This is a genomic window from Allobranchiibius sp. CTAmp26 (assembly GCF_017565405.1).
Classification (GTDB): Bacteria; Actinomycetota; Actinomycetes; order Actinomycetales; family Dermatophilaceae; genus Allobranchiibius.
In genome coordinates this window covers 196,445-212,311 of sequence record NZ_JAGEKR010000010.1, presented here as the reverse complement: position 1 = coordinate 212,311, position 15,867 = coordinate 196,445, and the positions used below count along the sequence as shown (strand labels likewise).

Here is a 15,867-nt window from a genome sequence, read left to right as displayed (position 1 = left end):
CACCCTTACGAAGGGACCTCATGTCCACCCTCAAACACTTCCGTGTCGACTTCGTCGTCGCCGCGGCAGTGCTCGTCATCGCCTTCTTCTACGCCGGGATCGACGCGGTCTCGCTGACCGCGATCCTGATCGTGCTGGAGATCGTCTTCTCCTTCGACAACGCGGCGGTCAACGCCAAGTACCTCGAGAAGATGAACGACTTCTGGCAGAAGATGTTCCTGACCGTCGGCGTGCTAGTCGCCGTCTTCGGGATGCGGCTGATCTTCCCGTTCGTCATCGTCTGCCTCTCCGGACAGATCAGCCCGGTCCAGGCCGTGCACCTCGCGCTCGAACGGGGCAACCACAACACCCCGGGTACGTACGGCTACATCCTCGACCAGGCCCACCCGGCCATCGCGGCGTTCGGCGGGATGTTCCTGCTGCTGCTCTTCCTGGACTTCATGTTCGACGGTGACAAGGAAGTGCACTGGCTCGGCCCGATCGAGCGGGCGCTGCAGCGCATCGGCGCCCTCGACATGCTCGGGGTCATCGTCGCCGGCATCGGCCTGCTGCTCGCCGCCGAGTTCCTCACCACCGGGGGTGAGAAGGCGACCGTGCTCTTCTCCGGCGTGCTCGGCATCGTGCTCTACCTCGCCGTCAACGGCCTGTCCTCGGTGATGGAGGACCAGGAAGCGGCCAAGGACGAACAGCTGGAGCAGCAGACCAATGCCCGCGGGACGGTCCTGCTCGCCGGCAAGGCGGCGCTGTCACTCTTCTTCTTCCTGGAGGTGCTCGACGCGACGTTCTCCTTCGACGGCGTCATCGGAGCCTTCGCGATCACGCCGGACCCGATCATCATCGCCATGGGTCTCGGCGTCGGAGCACTCGCGGTCCGCTCGCTGACCGTCTACCTGGTCCGTAACGGCACCCTGGCGGAGTACCGCTACTTGGAGAACGGCGCCCACTGGGCCATCGGCGCACTCGCGGTCATGCTGATCCTGACCATCAAGTTCAAGCTCGGCGAGGTCGTCATCGGAGGCACCGGCATCGCCTTCATCGTGGCGGCCTGGCTCACCTCGGTGCGCGAGAACAAGAAGCGGGACGCCAACCAGCCCCCGACCGAATCCATCGACCAGACACCGGCGTCTGCCGTGAACGGAGCATCGAACCCATGACGATCAACTTGAACAAGGGCCAGTCGGTCAACCTCGCCAAGCAGGACGGCGGATCCCTCACCCGGGTCCGGATGGGCCTCGGGTGGGACGCGAAGATCGTGACCAAGAAGGGTCTCTTCGGCGGCAGCAAGCAGGTGCAGCGCGACATCGACCTGGACGCGTCGGCCATTCTGATCGGTGCGGGCAACGTGCTCGACATCGTCTACTTCGGCAAGCTGCGCTCCAGTGACGGTTCGATCCAGCACACCGGCGACAACCGCACCGGCGCCGGCGACGGCGACGACGAGTCGATCATCGTGGACCTGCCGGCCGTGGCCGGCTCGGTCGAGCAGATCGTCTTCGTCGTCAACTCCTATAGCGGCGAGAACTTCACCGAGATCGACAACGCCTTCGTCCGCGCGGTCGACTCCGCCGCCGGGGACACCGAGCTGGTCCGTTATGAGCTGACCGGCACCGGGCCGCACACCGCCATGGTGATGGCCAAGCTGACCCGTTCGGGCTCCGGGTGGAGCTTCACCGCCATCGGTCAGCCGGGCCAGGGCCGGGTGGCGCAGGAACTGGTGCCGCTCGCCCTCTCGGCGATCTGAGCGAGTGGCCGCGCGCCCTCAGCCTGGACATCTGGGGCACGCTGATCGGCAGCGACCCCGCGTTCAAGCCGGCGCGCAACGAGATGCTGCGACGCGCGCTGGCTCCGGGCGTCGCCGGTGGCGACTTCGACGTGGCGTTGCGCGCGGCCGACCACGACGGTGACGAGCTGTCGATGGCGACCGGCCGCGACGTCGGCTTCGACCAGCGGGTCGGGCTCGTCCTGGATCGGCTGGGCGTGGGCGGTGCCGCGCTCGGTGACCGATCGGCGTACCTCATGGCGGAGCAGGCTGCTCTCGCGCTGACCCATCCGCCCCGGCCGCTCACCCATCGGCTGCCGCAGCTGCTCGCGGCGGTCGCTGAACGGATGCCGGTGGTGCTGACCAGCAACACCGGCATGCTGCCGGGGGAGCTGATGCGAAAGTTGTTGCGGCTCGCGGGGTTCCGCGATGATCTGGGGATGGTCTTCTCCAACGAGGTGGGAGCCGCCAAACCGTCGCGCGAGATCTTCGACATCGCGGTCGGCGTGGTCGCGGTGCCCGCGCCGGACGTGCTGCACGTCGGCGACAACCCGGTCGCCGACGTCCGGGGAGCCGGTGCGGCCGGGCTGCGAACCCTGCTCGTCGAGCCCGACGGGGTTGCGCTGGCCGCGCGGCTGGAGACGATCGCTCGCGCATGACCGCACTCTGGACCCTCACGGGCACCCCCGAGGACGTGCGGTCCCTCGACGAGCACGACCACTTCGACCACACCGCGTACTCGCTGATGAAACACGGTGACGGCGCCGCGATCCACGGTCTCGGGGCGCGCCTCGGCAAGCACCTGCTGCACGAACACGGTGGGCGGCTGCTCGCCGACGCGGTGCCTGTCTTCCCCGTCGCGTATCTCGCGGTGCCTCCCGCATGTTGGTACCTGGCGGCCGAGGCGCTGGCCGTGGTCGATGAGGCGCGGGCAGCGCGCGGGCTGCCCGCCGGGCGTCTGGTGCACGTGCGCAAGGACGCGGTGACTGCCGGGGACTATGCCGCCGCGAGCGAGCAGGACCGCCGTGCGGAGCTGGCCGCGATCGGGTTCGAGGTGCAGGAGTCGCTCTCCGGGTGCGTCGCGGTCGTTGTCGACGACGTGCGCGTGACCGGCCTGGCCGAGCAGACGATCGTGTCCGCCCTGGCGACGGCGGACCCTGTCGCTGTGCTATCGGCGTACGTCGCGGTGTGCACCCCACAGCTCGCCGCCGCACCGCACGTGGAGCGGGTCCTCAACCACACGGCGGTCACCTCGCCGCTGGACCTGCTGCCGGCGATCCAGGCCGATCGCTTCTGCCTCACCATCCGCTTCTTGAAGTTCGCGCTCGCCAGCCCCGACCTCGCCGAGTTCGTCGCGCGCTGCCCGCAGCCGGTGCTGCTGCAGATGTACGACGGGGTGCTCGCGACCGGCGCGGCGTTCGCCGACGCGTACGCGCCGGGTGTCGCGGTCCTGCGGGCCGGGCTGGGGGAGTTCCGCTACGCGCTCGTGCGGCTGCACCCGCGCGACACCGCGCTTCCGCCGGATGACGGCGGCCCCGTCGGGGCGGCGTCCTACAGCCGGTTCAAGCACGGAAGCGGCGCTCTCGCAACGCGATTCGCTCGGTTGTTGGCGCAGCAGTACGCCGATCATCACGATCTGTCTTCGACGTCGCGGGTCTGGGTGACGGGCTCGGGGTACGCGACGGTCCCGCCGGCGGCCGCCGCGCTGGTGGCGCCGTTCGTGGCGGCGCTGGGGGAGTTGGTGCCGGGGCTGCAGGTGCGCGAGCTGCGGGTGCACCGCTCGGGTCGCACGCCCGGCGACTACGCGGCGATGACTCCCGCGGATCGCGACGCAGCGCTACGCGACGACTGCATGTACGTCGAGGACGGCGCCGACCTGCGCGGTGAGCTGGTGGTCGCCCTGGACGACATCCGGGTCACCGGGACCCACGAGCGCGCGATGAACGCCTGCCTGACGGCGGCCGGCGCGCGGTGGATCGACCATCTCTACCTGGTCGACGCGGCCGCGTTCGCCACCGCGCCCCAGCTGGAGTCGATGCTCAACGCCGCGGCGGTCGCACGGCTCGACGACCTGCTTGCGATCATGCGGGCAGCAGACTTCGTGCCGAACGCCCGGGTGTGCCGGCGGGTGCTGCGACTGCCTCCGGACGAGCTGGTGAGGTTCGTCGAGCAGGTGCCGGCGCAGGTGCTGCGGTGGGTCTGCGACGCGATCGAGGCGGACCACCTGGCCGACGTCGACCAGTTCGCCGACGGCGTACGCCGCTTGCGCGGCCTCACCGCCGTGCGGCCCTGACCCGGCCGTCGAGGACCGTCCGTCCCCGTACCTGCTGGGAGGTCGGGTCAGCGCATGTTGCCGGTGTGGCCGAGTGAGAACCGGCCGGGCTGAGGCCAGATGAGCAGCCCGTGGGGCCCGGCGCCGACAGGGATCTCGTGCAGCACCCGACCCGTCCGGGTGTCGAAGACGTAGACGACCGAGTTGTAGCGCCCGGACAGCCACAGCTGGGTCCCGTCGGCGCTCACACCTCCCATGTCGGGCGAGCCTCCACCGGGGATGCGCCACTTGGCCACGGGCTTCAGGGTGTTCGCGTCGAGGACGCTGACGCTGCCCTCATCCCGGTTGCTGACGTAGATCCTCGTGCCGTCGCGGGAGGGGTAGATGCCGTGTGCGCCGAAGCCGGTCGGCACGAACCGGTCGACCGCGAAGGTCCGGGCGTCGATCACCCAGACCCCGTTACGGAGCATGTCGGCGGCCAGGAGCCATCGGCCGTTCGGGCTCAGCCGCACGTCCTGCGGCATGGAGGAAGCGCCCGGTTTCAGCTCCGCCCTCGGACCGCCCATCCGCTTCGCCATCTGAGGGGAGGTTGCACCCGGCGTACGAATGGCATTGAGGTCGATGACCTTTCGAATACGCGTCACGTTCGAGTCGATGACGAGCAGCTTGCCGCTGAACTCGCACGACACCATCAAAGTGGTGAGGCCGGCGTTGTAGTCCGCGTGGTTGACGCCGGCGCACGGCACCCTCAGCGATCGGATCAACCGCATCGTGTGGGGGTCGCGCACGTCGATCCGGTCGAGCTTCTCCGCCATGACCAGGGCGTAGCGGCCGTCGGGGGTGAAGTAGAGGTTGTACGGGAAGTCGACGGTGACGGCGGTTCCCGCCCTGCCGGTCCGCGGGTCGATCGGGGTGAGCCGGTATCCCGCGTCGCTGTTGACCCAGAGGGTCCGCAGGTCGTAACTCGGCACCACGTGCTCCGGCGAGGCGGCGACCGGGATCCGCCCGATGACCCGGTAGGTGTGCGGATCGATGATGTCCACGCGGCCCGACTGCTGGTCCGGCACGTAGACCAGCTGGCGCGCCGTACGCGCGACCGGGCTGAGGTCGCCAGGGCGGACGTGAGCGTAGACGGGGAGCCCGTCGGGAGCTGTGATCGCGCCGCCCGGAGTGGGGCTGCCCGTCGTACTGACCGACGGGTGTGACGTGGCGGAGGTCGATGCCGCAAGGCGCGGCGCGGCGCCCGAGGAGCAGGCCGCCAGGAGTACCGAGAGGCACGCAGCGGCGATGATTCCCCGGCGACGGTCAGGAGCGCGCAAGGACCGGCTCCCCAGGGTGTGCAAGCAGCCGGGTGATGGTCACAGCTCGTAGACCGCGCTGGGTCAGCAGATCGAGGATCTTTGGCAGGGCTGCGACGGTGCCCGGGTGGCCGAGGTGCAGGCTCACGATGGACCCACCACGGACGGTGGCTTCGACATTGCGGACGATGGCGGTCGAGCCCGGGTCGGTGTAGTCGAGCGAGTCGACGTCGTAGGAGATGCACCGGTGGTAGCCCGCGCTGGCAGCCGCCGCGCGAATCGTGGCGGTGCTCGTCGGTGTTCCTGACGGGCGGAACAATGCTCCGGCCGAACCGCGCACGGCTGCCACGGCATGCGCGCCGCGCTGGACCTCGACACGCGCGGCGGCCGCGCTCAGCGACCGCATGGGTTGATGGCTCCAGGTGTGGTTACCGACGTCGTGCCCTGCCCCGAGCAGCGCATGAACGACATCCGGGTGTTGCCGCGCCCAGGTGCCGACGGTGAAGACGGTGACCTCGGCCTGGTGTGCGGCGAGAGCGGCCAGGACGGCCCGGGCGATCGAAGGGTCCCCGGCGCCGTGAAACGTCAGCGCCACCTCTCCGCTCGACCGCGGCCCGGCGACGATGTCCGGCCCTGGGGTCATCAGGATGTGGGGGATCTGCGTCTGGCTGGTGTGGGGCGAGGGACCGGCGGATGCGGTCGCGCCACTGGACCCGGTCGCCTCACTGGATCGGGCTGTCGTCCCGCTCGTGGGAGCCGACGTCGTACTGCACGCCGCGAGACCGGCAGCGGCAGCGCCCAGACCTGCGAAGACCGCCACCCGACGGGGCAACCCGCGGCTCGGGCCCTCGGCCGACACGAGGTCGAGCGGGCGGTCGGACTCGGGGTCGGGCGGGGCCGTCATCCCTGCAGCCTTGTCGACCCTGCTGAGAGCCGAATGAGAACACGGACGCGTGGTCAGAGAGCGGGCGGACGACGCCCCGCTCCGTTGATTGCCGCGGGTCGGCGGCACCGTTCGTCGTCGCCCTCTCGTAGGCTGCGGCGACTGGTCGAGAGGGGGCGGACCTGAGTGAGCGCTGACGGGCAACCGGGGCCGCTGCATCGCAACCACGCGTTCATGGTCCTGCTGATCGGTCAGACGGCCTCCTCCGTCGGCACGTCGATGACCGGCCTGGTCTTCCCCCTCATCGGGTATGCCCTCACGGGCTCGACGCTCCTGGCGGGAGTCGCGGCGACGTCCGTGCTCGTCGGTGAGCTGCTCGGCCGGCTCGTCTCCGGAGCGCTGGTCGACCGGTGGGCGAAGCGCCGGGTGATCGTGCTCGCCAACCTGGCCGCTGCCGTCGCCGTCGCGGGTCTCGCGGTCGCGGAGCTTCTCGGGCACCTCGTCCTGGCGCACCTGATCGCCGCCGGCCTCGTGATCGGGCTGGCCGAGGCGTTCCTGGCCCCGGCGTCCTCGGCCTCGGTGCGTCAGGTGGTCCCCCGCGAACAACTGCCGCTGGCCTATACCCGGCTGCAGGCACGCGACCACCTCGCGAGCCTGATCGGCCCTCCGCTCGGTGGTGCGCTGTACTCCCTCGCCCGCAGTGTCCCGTTCGTGGTCGACGCCGTCAGCTACCTGGCGTACGGCATCGGCGCCAGCAGACTGCGCACGGATCTGCGAGCCGATACACCCACGGGCAACTCTCTGCTGACCGATGCGCGGGCGGGCCTGCACTTCGTGTGGCACCACCGCGTCATCCGGTCGGTGCTCCTGTGGGGCGGACTCTTCAACTTCGCCATGGCCTACGTCTTCACGGCCGTCACTCTGCGACTGATCCGGGCCGGAGTGACGCCTGCGGCGATCGGGCTCGTCGACACCTGCGCCGCAGCTGCCGGGCTCCTCGGCGCCCTCATCGCGCCCGCGATCGTCACCCGCTTCCGCAGCGGGCTCCTCACCGTCGCGACCGGGCTGGCGCTCGCGCTGCTGGTCGCGCCGATGGGGCTGACCACGAACGTGATCGTGACGGGTGCGCTCTTCGCAGGGGGTTTCCTGCTGCTGCCGGCGAACAACTCGGGCATCTCGGCCTACATCAGCAACGTCACACCCCCACACCTGCAGGCGCGGATGAACGCCGCAGCCGGTGTGATCGCGCTAGGCCTCGCTCCGCTGGCCCCGCCCGTCGCCGGCGTCCTCATCGTGGCGCTCGGCGACGTCGGCTGCATGCTCGCCGGCTCCGTGTTCCTGCTCATCAGCCTCGCGCCCCTCCTCACCAACCGCGAGGTAGTGACCCTGGGTCGTCCGGACACCTGGCAGTCCGCACCCTGACGCAGGTATGACCGAGGGACGCAGGTCGACCTGTGGCTCTCGGTCGTACCTGTGCCACCGTGAACCCGGCCCACGACGGCGTACCCACCGGTAGCTTGGGCGGATGGAGACCACGAACCAGCGGGTGCATGCCTTCACCGACGACGCTCTCGGGGAGGACGACGCGACCGGTGTCGCCGCGCGGATCGCCTCCGGCGCGATCAGCGCGAGCGAGGCGGTCGACGCCGCGATCGCGCGCAGCGAAGCCGTCGAGGAGCAGCTGAGCGGACTGCGGTTCGAGGACTTCGAGCGGGCGCGCAAGCGCGCGACCGGCGGTGGAGAGGGCGCGTTCGCCGGGGTGCCGACGCTGTTCAAGGACAACATCATGGTCGGCGGAATGCCGATGACCCAGGGGTCGCGCGCGTTCGCCATGACACCGCACCCGAAGGATGGCCCGGTCGCACGCCAGTTCCGGGCGACCGGACTCATCCCGATCGGCACCTCGACGATGCCGGAGTTCGGGTGGACCTGCTCGACCGAGACGCTCGAGTACAGCACCCACAACCCGTGGCACACGTCGTACTCCTCCGGCGGCAGCTCGGGCGGATCGGCGGCGTACGTCGCGGCCGGCGTCGTGCCGATCGCGCACGGCAACGACGGCGGCGGCTCGATCCGGATCCCGGCGCACGCGTGCGGGCTGGTCGGGTTGAAGCCGACCCGGGGCCGACTGCGGATCGAGGTCGCCGACCGGGTGGCGCCCGTACGCGTGGTGAGCCAGTCGGTGTTGGCTCGCTCGGTGCGCGACGTCGCCGGCTTCTTCGCGGCCGCCGAGCAGGTGCACCACAACCGGTTGCTGAAGCCGATGGGGCTGGTCGACCAGCCGCAGGCGACGCCGTTGCGGATCGGACTGCTCATCGACTCACCGGCGGTGGAGACCCGCACCGATCCCGAAACCCGCGCCGCCATCGAGCAATTCGGGCGTCAGCTCGAAGAGCTCGGGCACCACGTCGAACCGTACGAGCTGAAGCTGCCGTCCTACTTCAAGGACGACTTCTCCTCGTACTGGATGCTGCTCGGGTTGCTGGCCTCGAGCGGCACCGACCGGATCTTCGGTGAGGGGTACGACCCGGAGCGACTCGAGGGACTCACCAAGTTCCTGGGGGCGCAGGGGAGGAAGCGGCTGCTCAAGATGCCGATCTCGCTGGCCCGGCTGCTGGCGTCCGACGTCGTGTCACGCGTGCAGATGCACCGCGGTCCGGATCTGATCGTGTCGCCGGTGCTGACGGGTACGACGCCTCAGCTGGGCTACCTCGGCGCCGACATCGACCCCGCCCTGCACTTCGAGCGGCTCGTCGACCTGTGCGCGTTCACCCCCTTGCACAACGCGACCGGTGCACCGGCGATCTCGCTGCCGGTCGGGCAGACCGCCGACGGTCTGCCGATCGGCGCGATGGTGTCGGGCACCCACGGCGACGACGCGCTGCTGCTGCGTCTCGCGCTGCAGGTCGAGGCCGCCCACCCCTGGCGCCGCATCCAGGACTGACTCCTCCGCGCCGCCGAGTGGCATACATATCTATCGAGTGCACCCGTTACAGGTGCGCCACTCGAAACATATGTATGCCACTCGGCGGGAGGGGGCGCGGGTCAGGCGTGGGTCGGGGTGATCTCGCCCATCTCGCCCCAACCATGCTGGGGCGTCTCGAAGTTCACGATCTGGGGCGTCGACGCCACGTGGTCGCCGAGCATCGCCGTCGCCGTCTTGAAGTGCTCGCTCTGCACGTGTCGAGCGCCGGCGTCGGAGTCCTCGAACGCCTCCACCAGCGTGAAGACGTCGTCCGCGTCCACGCTGCGACTCCATTCGAAGAAGAGGCACCCGTCCTCGGCGCGGGTGGCCTTCGTGAAGTCGGCCACGATGTCCAGCCACCGCGACGCGGACTCGGGCCGGATCGTCCACTTGACCACGATGAAGATCATCGGGCGACTGTAGCGCCGGGTCAGAGCGCGATCCGATACTTCGCGATCTTGCGGTAGAGGGTTGCGCGGGACATGCCCAGCTCCGTCGCCGCGTGCGCGACGGTCGCACCGGGCGCCGCCAGGCAGCGGACGATCTCGTCCCGCTCGAAAGCCTCGATCCGGGTGAGGACGTGGTCGCTGTCGCTGACGACCTCGGCCGGCAGGTGGCGCACGTCGACGAGGTCACTGCGCGCGGCGGCGTCGCGTACGGCGGCCCGCAGCTCGGCGACGTTGCCCGGCCAGGACGCCGCAGCCAACGCCCGCATCGCCCGCGGCGTAAAGCCGACATCCCGGTGGCGCAACTGCCGGGTGAAGAACGCCGCCAAGGGCGCGACATCCTCGGCGCGATGCCTCAGCGGGGGCGCCTCGACGACGGTGTGCACGATCTCCCGCAGCGGGGCCGGGATCGCCTCGAAGGACGAGGCCGTGACGGTGAGGGGATGCGGTCGGCGCGCCCCCGCGGCGTCCGTCGCCAGTTGCTCGGCCGCTGACGACGGCAGCATGTCCACCCCGGAGACGACGACCCCGATGTCGTCGGCGCGCAGCTCCGGCGACCAGAGCGCGAGCCATCCGGCGACATCGGAGGACCGCGGGGCGCGGGCGACCAGCACCCTGCCGCGTCGGTTGCCGGCGCGCCGGCCGAGCATCGCCAGCGTCGTACGCCCGCTCCCCGCTTCGCCCACCACTGCCACCAGGCCACCGGTCGCCAGGGCTGCCGAGGTCTCGGCGCGTGCGGCGTGCCAGGCGGCCGAGACGCACGGGTCGTCCGCGCCGAGCGGGCGCTCGCCGGTGAGCACGTGGAAGACCTCGCCACGCGGTGCCGGTCGCTCGTGCAGGCCCACGCTGCGCACCTGCATGAGGGAGCTGGTGTTGGCCGACGCTGATTGCGCGAGTGCGAGGAGGAGGTGCGAGGAGGTCTGCGACCACGTCGTGAGGTTGATGCACCCGAGCAGCTGCCCGTCGTCCGGGTCCATCACGGGAGCGGCCGCGCAGGTGTAGCGGCGCAGCGGTGCCACGAAGTGGTCTGCTCCGCGCACCATCGCCGGCACCCGGTCGACGAGCGCCAGCGCCAGGCCGTTGGTGCCGGCGGTCTGCTCGTCGTAGTAGAAGCCGGGCGCCAGGTGCACCCGGTCCAGTGAGCGCTCGATGCGGTGGTCATCGGACCAGCGCGCGAGGACCAGGCCGTGCGGGTCGGTCAGCATCACGCCGACGGGCTCGTCCGCCAGGGTGGTGCGCAGTCCCTGCAGCACCTGGGCGCCGCATTCGAAGAAGAGCGACCCGGTCGGGAGCTGGTCGGCGTACACCTCGCCGACCTCCTCGGGGGAGACGCCGTACTGCTCGCTGCGAGCCCAGGACGCACGCATCCGACCGGACCGCAGGAGTCCGCGCGGCGCCGGTCCGGAGAGTTCATCGCCCACGGACGCGCCCCTCGCACCTGTCTCAAAGTGAGACACCGCACCTGGACGATGTGGTGTGCATCACACCTAGCGTCTCCAGTGTGAACCCGTTCGCGCGCGTTGTCCCCCGCTGCCGCGAACCCCAGGTCTAGGAGGACCCATGTACACCAAGGACGGCGAGAAGTACTTCATCCTCGATGCGCACGTCGCGCTGTGGGATGCCCGCCCGGAGAACCAGCTCAACGTGCACGGCAAACAGTTCATCGACTGCTTCTTCGACTACCACCGCAATCTCAGCCCGGAGTCGGAGGTCTGGCCGTACGAGGACTACCTCTACCAGGGTGGCGATCGGCTGATGAAGGACCTGTTCGAGGACGGGTACGTCGACCACGCCATCTTCCAGCCCGCGCACCTCGGGGAGTTCTACAAGAACGGCTTCGGGCAGACCGAGGAGGCGTCCGCGCTGGCGAAGGCGCACCCCGAGAAGCTCACGTACAACCACAACTTCGACCCGCGCAACGGCGAGGCCGGCCTGGACCAGCTGCGCGCCGACGCGGAGCGCTTCGACCTCAAGGGCGTGAAGCTCTATACCGCTGAGTGGCATGGGGATTCGCGCGGGTACAAGCTGTCCGACCCGTGGTGTTACCGGTATTTCGAGCTGTGCCGGGAGCTCGGCATCAAGAACATCCACGTGCACAAGGGCCCGACGATCCGCCCGCTGGACCGGGACGCGTTCGACGTCTCCGACGTGGACCACGCGGCCACCGATTTCACCGACCTCAACTTCGTGGTCGAGCACTGCGGCCTGCCCCGGCTGGAGGACTTCTGCTGGATCGCCACCCAGGAGCCGAACGTCTACGCCGGTCTCGCCGTCGCGATGCCGTTCATCCACACCCGGCCGCGCTACTTCGCGCAGATCATCGGCGAGCTCATCTACTGGCTCGGCGAGGACCGCATCTTCTTCTCCAGCGACTACGCGCTGTGGACGCCGAAGTGGCTGGTGGAGCAGTTTGTGGACTTCCAGATCCCGTCGGACATGACCGAGTACGGCCAGCTCACCGTCGAGCAGAAGAAGAAGATCCTCGGCCTCAACGCGGCGAAGCTCTACGACATCCCGGTGCCGTCCGAGCTGCAGGTGCCGGATGCCGACGAGACGAAGACCGGTCCGCGCGAGCCCGAGTCGGCCGACCTGGCCTCGGTCTGACGGGATGAGTGCGGTACTCACCGGGGTGCGGTACGACGACGTACGCCGCGCGCTCGACACCGTCGTCGACCCCGAGCTCGACGAACCGGTCACCGATCTGGGGTTCGTGGCGTCCGTGGTGGTCGACGGCGGACGCGTCGAGGTGCACCTGCGACTGCCGACGTCGTTCTGCTCGCCGAACTTCGCATGGCTGATGGTGTCGGACGCGTACGACGCGGTGTCCGCGCTCGAGGGTGTCGAGCGGGTGGTCGTCGAGCTGGACGACCACCACGACTCGGACCTGATCAATCGCGGGCTCGCCGCGGGCGCCGGCTACCGGGGCACCTTCAAGCACGAGGCGCTGGACAACCTGGACGAGCTGCGGGCGACCTTCCAGCGCAAGGCGCACACGGCGGCGATGGAGCGTGCGCTCACGGCGTACCTGCGCGCCGACCCGACGCGCACCGAGGCGGACCTCGCCGACGTGCGCCTTGGTGACCTGCCGGAGGACCCGGGCACGGAGGCGCTGGTACGCCGCCGGGCCACGCTGGGTCTGCCGGTCGACGCCGACGCACCGGTGCTGCTGAACGACGACGGCACCCGACCGACCCGCGAACAGGCGAGTCCTGTTCTGCGGCGAGCGCGTTCGGTGCGCATCTCGGTCGACGGCAACGCCCACTTCTGTCGCGGATTGCTCGCCACCCGGTATCCGGGCGCGGAGGACGACCAGGTCCCTCGCGCCGACGATGCCCATCCGCTGCTGCCCCTGTCCGTCCTGTCCTGAGAAAGAGGTCTCACCGTGAGAGCCGTCCGTGTCACCGGGTACCACCAGCCGCTGCAGATGGGGGAGGTCGACAAGCCCACCGCCGACGGGCCGCACGACGTCGTCGTACGGATCGGCGGGGCCGGGGTGTGCCGCACCGACCTGCACATCCTGGAAGGTCAGTGGGCCGAGAAGTCGCAGGTCGAGCTGCCCTACACGATCGGCCACGAGAACGCAGGCTGGGTCGACGCGATCGGGTCCGCCGTGACGAACGTCGCGGTGGGGGACAAGGTGATCCTGCACCCGCTCGTCACCTGCGGGCTGTGTCGCGCGTGCCGTGCCGGTGACGACGTGCACTGCGAGAACTCCAAGTTCCCGGGCATCGACACCGACGGCGGGTACGCCGAGTACCTGCTGACGTCCGCGCGCAGCTGCGTCAAGATCGACGATGCGCTCGAACCCGCGGACGTCGCCGCGCTCGCGGACGCCGGGCTCACGGCGTACCACGCCGCGGCCAAGGCGGCGCTGCGGCTCCGGGCCGGTGACAAGTGCGTGGTGATCGGCGCGGGAGGCCTGGGGCACATCGGGATTCAGGTGATGCACGCGATCTCGCCGGCCGAACTGATCGTGGTCGACCGCAACCCCGATGCGGTGAAGCTCGCGCTGTCGATCGGGGCCGACCACGCAGTCGTCGGCGACGGCAGCCAGGTCGACCAGGTCATGGAGCTCACCGGCGGCAAGGGCGCGGAGGTCGTCATCGACTTCGTCGGCGAGGGCGGCTCGACCAAGGAGGGCATCTCGATGACCCGGCAGGGCGGCGACTACCTCATCGTCGGGTACGGCGAGAACATCGACGTGCCGACCATCGACCTGGTCTCCACCGAGGTCAACATCATCGGCAACCTGGTCGGCAGCTACAACGATCTGGTGGAGCTGATGGCGCTGGCCGCGCAGGGCAAGGTCACGCTGCACACCGCGAAGTACCCGCTGGACGACTTCCAGAAGGCCGTCGACGACCTGGACAACGGGAGGGTCCGCGGCCGGGCGATCCTGATCCCCTGATCCATACTCACCGGGTGCCGCCGCTGGCGTACAGCCGGCGCGCCGCGGCGTCGACTACCGGGTCGGCGAGGTGGGCAGGGTGCTGGCGAGTGTGCTGGGGTAACGGGGATCGTGGAACAGCTTCGCGGTCAGTGGGGTGGTGTCTCTGAACGCGGCGAACACGACCGCGGCAAGGAGCGCCCCGGTCAGGGGACCGAGGAGATAGACCCACAGATCGTTCAGCTGGGGGGCGAGGAGGGCAGGCGCGAGGCTGCGGGCCGGGTTGAGGCTCGTGCCGGTGTATGGGGCGCCCTGCCACACGAGGGCTGCGACGAGCACCCAGTTGCCCATCGGCGTCCATCGTGCGGTGCGGGTGTGAGAGGTGAAGAAGAAGATCATGAGCACCAGGGCGGCGGTCATGAGCATCTCGAGCCCTGCCGCACCGACGGCATTCAGTCCATGGCCCGGCTGGGTCGCGCCCAGGTGCAGGACCCGCGCGGTATGTCCCCACGCCAGGCGCAGTCCGGCGGCAGCGGCGAGCGCTCCCGACAGTTGGGCGGCGATGTATCCAACAAGGTCGTGAGGATGCACTTTGCGTTGGGTCCAGAACGCAAGGGTGACAGCCGGATTCAGGTGTGCCCCGCTACGCCGTCCCAGCGGGCTGATTGCGACCAGGCTTCCTGTGCCGGCGAAGAGCAACCCGGTCAACAGCAGCCGCGCCGACGTACTCGGCAGATGTCCGACCACCGGGCTGGACGGCCCGAAATCCAGGAACACCGCGGAAAGGCCACCAACCAAGAGCAGTGCGGTGCCCAGGAATTCGCACACCCAGGGCGTCCAGTGCCAACCACCCCGTGCTGGTGTCTCCGATGCTGTTGGGGTCAATGCTGGCTTTCAGCTGGGGTCCGGAAGAGTCGGATGAGCACGTCGATACCTACAGACCGACGCTGCCCTGCATGATTCCGCCGTCGACGACGATAGTCGTGGCGGTCATGTAGCCGGCCTTTCCTGAGGCCAGAAACACCGTGACGTCGGCGATCTCCGACGACTTCGCCATCCGTCCCAAGGGGATGGCGGCATTGAGTGCTTTCATCTTGTCGGGGTCGGCCTCGGTGGAGGCGTTGATGGGGGTGGAGACGGCCCCGGGAGCGATGTTGATCATCCTGATGTCATGTGCGCCGAGCTCGACGCCGGCCGTGCGCGTCAGCATGCGCATCCCGCCCTTGGAAACGCAGTAGGCGATGTTGCCCGGCATCGGCCAATCCTCATGGACCGAGGAGATGTTGAGGATCAGCCCGCCCCCGCCTTGCGCGATGAACTGCTTCGCTGCGGCCTGCGCCCCGAAGAACGCGCTGCGCATGTTGATCGCCATGACCTTGTCGAAGTCGGCCTCCGTGGTCTCCAGCAGAGAGGTGCGCGTCTCGACCCCGGCGTTGTTGACCAGCACATCCAGGCGTCCGTAGGTGCTCACGGCCGCCTGCATCATCTTCTGCAGGTCGGCTGCCTTGGTGATGTCAGCCTGGACTCCGACGGCGTGGCCCCCGGCCGCCTCGACCTTGGCGATCAGTGCGGTGGTCTCCTGCGGGTCGGCGACGTAGTCGATGACCACGTTGGCACCCTCCGCAGCTGCGGCCAGCACGATTGCTTCCCCGATACCGCTGTTACCGCCGGTGACGACGATCGATTTGCCCTGCAACATCATGAGAACTCCCAGTGATGGTCGACGTGATGACCGGGTTTCGGTGACGTGCCACTCAGCCGATGCAAGCCGTCAGTCGATGACGACAGCACCTGCATCACGGCGGTGAGACTGTCACAGAGGGCTGAATGCACACCCAGGAACGAACCTGTCCCCGT

At 69.4% G+C, this 15,867-nt stretch carries 15 protein-coding genes; 9 read left to right on the top strand and 6 right to left on the bottom strand.

All coding sequences use genetic code 11. From position 1 onward, the window contains the following. The first annotated feature begins 20 nt into the window (after positions 1 to 20). Genes J4030_RS07460 through J4030_RS07445 form a run of 4 tightly spaced genes read left to right on the top strand, consistent with a single transcriptional unit; the run spans position 21 to position 4,052 of the window. A complete protein-coding gene (locus tag J4030_RS07460) occupies positions 21 to 1,154 on the top strand; it encodes a DUF475 domain-containing protein (RefSeq protein ID WP_208048579.1) in 1,134 nt (377 codons plus the stop codon). Continuing rightward, a complete protein-coding gene (locus J4030_RS07455; protein WP_179478073.1) occupies positions 1,151 to 1,741 on the top strand; it encodes a TerD family protein in 591 nt (196 codons plus the stop codon). Before J4030_RS07460 ends, J4030_RS07455 begins: the two co-directional genes overlap by 4 nt. Beyond that, the gene (locus J4030_RS07450) at positions 1,660 to 2,418 is read left to right on the top strand and encodes an HAD family hydrolase (RefSeq protein WP_374221982.1); all 759 of its coding nucleotides are present in this window, start codon (positions 1,660 to 1,662) and stop codon (positions 2,416 to 2,418) included. The genes J4030_RS07455 and J4030_RS07450 overlap by 82 nt, the downstream gene beginning before the upstream one ends. After that, complete coding sequence (locus tag J4030_RS07445) at positions 2,415 to 4,052, top strand: phosphoribosyltransferase family protein (protein ID WP_208048577.1); 1,638 nt, start codon at positions 2,415 to 2,417, stop codon at positions 4,050 to 4,052. Before J4030_RS07450 ends, J4030_RS07445 begins: the two co-directional genes overlap by 4 nt. A gap of 47 nt (positions 4,053 to 4,099) precedes the next feature. Here the strand turns inward: J4030_RS07445 and J4030_RS07440 are convergent, their stop codons facing one another. Both J4030_RS07440 and J4030_RS07435 read right to left on the bottom strand, forming a co-directional pair. After that, on the bottom strand, positions 4,100 to 5,350 hold the full coding sequence (locus J4030_RS07440) for a hypothetical protein (protein ID WP_208048576.1): 1,251 nt from the start codon (positions 5,348 to 5,350) through the stop codon (positions 4,100 to 4,102). Then, positions 5,337 to 6,233 (bottom strand): polysaccharide deacetylase family protein, encoded by an 897-nt coding sequence (locus tag J4030_RS07435; protein ID WP_243762995.1) that lies wholly within the window; start codon positions 6,231 to 6,233, stop codon positions 5,337 to 5,339. Before J4030_RS07435 ends, J4030_RS07440 begins: the two co-directional genes overlap by 14 nt. Before the next feature lie 165 nt (positions 6,234 to 6,398). Between J4030_RS07435 and J4030_RS07430 the strand changes: the two genes are divergently transcribed. Next, positions 6,399 to 7,634, top strand: coding sequence for an MFS transporter (locus tag J4030_RS07430; RefSeq protein ID WP_307864607.1), 1,236 nt, complete (start codon positions 6,399 to 6,401; stop codon positions 7,632 to 7,634). A 103-nt stretch (positions 7,635 to 7,737) separates the two neighbouring features. Then, complete coding sequence (locus tag J4030_RS07425) at positions 7,738 to 9,156, top strand: amidase (protein WP_208048574.1); 1,419 nt, start codon at positions 7,738 to 7,740, stop codon at positions 9,154 to 9,156. Between the two features lie 101 nt (positions 9,157 to 9,257). On the opposite strand, the gene J4030_RS07420 is transcribed toward J4030_RS07425, so the two are convergent. Both J4030_RS07420 and J4030_RS07415 read right to left on the bottom strand, forming a co-directional pair. Next, on the bottom strand, positions 9,258 to 9,587 hold the full coding sequence (locus tag J4030_RS07420; protein ID WP_208048573.1) for a putative quinol monooxygenase: 330 nt from the start codon (positions 9,585 to 9,587) through the stop codon (positions 9,258 to 9,260). A gap of 20 nt (positions 9,588 to 9,607) precedes the next feature. Beyond that, positions 9,608 to 11,044: a helix-turn-helix domain-containing protein gene (locus tag J4030_RS07415; protein ID WP_307864606.1), complete on the bottom strand. Its 1,437-nt coding sequence runs from the start codon at positions 11,042 to 11,044 to the stop codon at positions 9,608 to 9,610. Positions 11,045 to 11,183: 139 nt separating this feature from the next. Between J4030_RS07415 and J4030_RS07410 the strand changes: the two genes are divergently transcribed. The 3 genes from J4030_RS07410 to J4030_RS07400 are packed head-to-tail and all read left to right on the top strand — an operon-like array spanning position 11,184 to position 14,031. Next, complete coding sequence (locus tag J4030_RS07410) at positions 11,184 to 12,227, top strand: amidohydrolase family protein (RefSeq protein ID WP_208048572.1); 1,044 nt, start codon at positions 11,184 to 11,186, stop codon at positions 12,225 to 12,227. A 4-nt stretch (positions 12,228 to 12,231) separates the two neighbouring features. Beyond that, the gene (locus tag J4030_RS07405; protein ID WP_208048571.1) at positions 12,232 to 12,990 is read left to right on the top strand and encodes an iron-sulfur cluster assembly protein; all 759 of its coding nucleotides are present in this window, start codon (positions 12,232 to 12,234) and stop codon (positions 12,988 to 12,990) included. Between the two features lie 57 nt (positions 12,991 to 13,047). Continuing rightward, the gene (locus J4030_RS07400; RefSeq protein WP_208048712.1) at positions 13,048 to 14,031 is read left to right on the top strand and encodes an NAD(P)-dependent alcohol dehydrogenase; all 984 of its coding nucleotides are present in this window, start codon (positions 13,048 to 13,050) and stop codon (positions 14,029 to 14,031) included. A gap of 54 nt (positions 14,032 to 14,085) precedes the next feature. On the opposite strand, the gene J4030_RS07395 is transcribed toward J4030_RS07400, so the two are convergent. Further along, positions 14,086 to 14,838, bottom strand: a complete 753-nt coding sequence (locus J4030_RS07395) for an MIP/aquaporin family protein (RefSeq protein ID WP_208048570.1) — start codon at positions 14,836 to 14,838, stop codon at positions 14,086 to 14,088. Between the two features lie 106 nt (positions 14,839 to 14,944). Then, positions 14,945 to 15,712, bottom strand: coding sequence for an SDR family NAD(P)-dependent oxidoreductase (locus J4030_RS07390; RefSeq protein ID WP_208048569.1), 768 nt, complete (start codon positions 15,710 to 15,712; stop codon positions 14,945 to 14,947). Positions 15,713 to 15,867 lie beyond the last annotated feature (155 nt).

Coding starts and splice junctions, on each gene's coding strand:
- J4030_RS07410 (WP_208048572.1), top strand. CDS start 11,184: ATGTACACCAAGGACGGCGAGAAGTACTTCATCCTCGATGCGCACGTC.
- J4030_RS07405 (WP_208048571.1), top strand. CDS start 12,232: ATGAGTGCGGTACTCACCGGGGTGCGGTACGACGACGTACGCCGCGCG.
- J4030_RS07400 (WP_208048712.1), top strand. CDS start 13,048: ATGGGGGAGGTCGACAAGCCCACCGCCGACGGGCCGCACGACGTCGTC.
- J4030_RS07445 (WP_208048577.1), top strand. CDS start 2,415: ATGACCGCACTCTGGACCCTCACGGGCACCCCCGAGGACGTGCGGTCC.
- J4030_RS07390 (WP_208048569.1), bottom strand. CDS start 15,712: ATGATGTTGCAGGGCAAATCGATCGTCGTCACCGGCGGTAACAGCGGT.
- J4030_RS07435 (WP_243762995.1), bottom strand. CDS start 6,233: ATGACGGCCCCGCCCGACCCCGAGTCCGACCGCCCGCTCGACCTCGTG.
- J4030_RS07425 (WP_208048574.1), top strand. CDS start 7,738: ATGGAGACCACGAACCAGCGGGTGCATGCCTTCACCGACGACGCTCTC.
- J4030_RS07420 (WP_208048573.1), bottom strand. CDS start 9,587: ATGATCTTCATCGTGGTCAAGTGGACGATCCGGCCCGAGTCCGCGTCG.
- J4030_RS07455 (WP_179478073.1), top strand. CDS start 1,151: ATGACGATCAACTTGAACAAGGGCCAGTCGGTCAACCTCGCCAAGCAG.
- J4030_RS07460 (WP_208048579.1), top strand. CDS start 21: ATGTCCACCCTCAAACACTTCCGTGTCGACTTCGTCGTCGCCGCGGCA.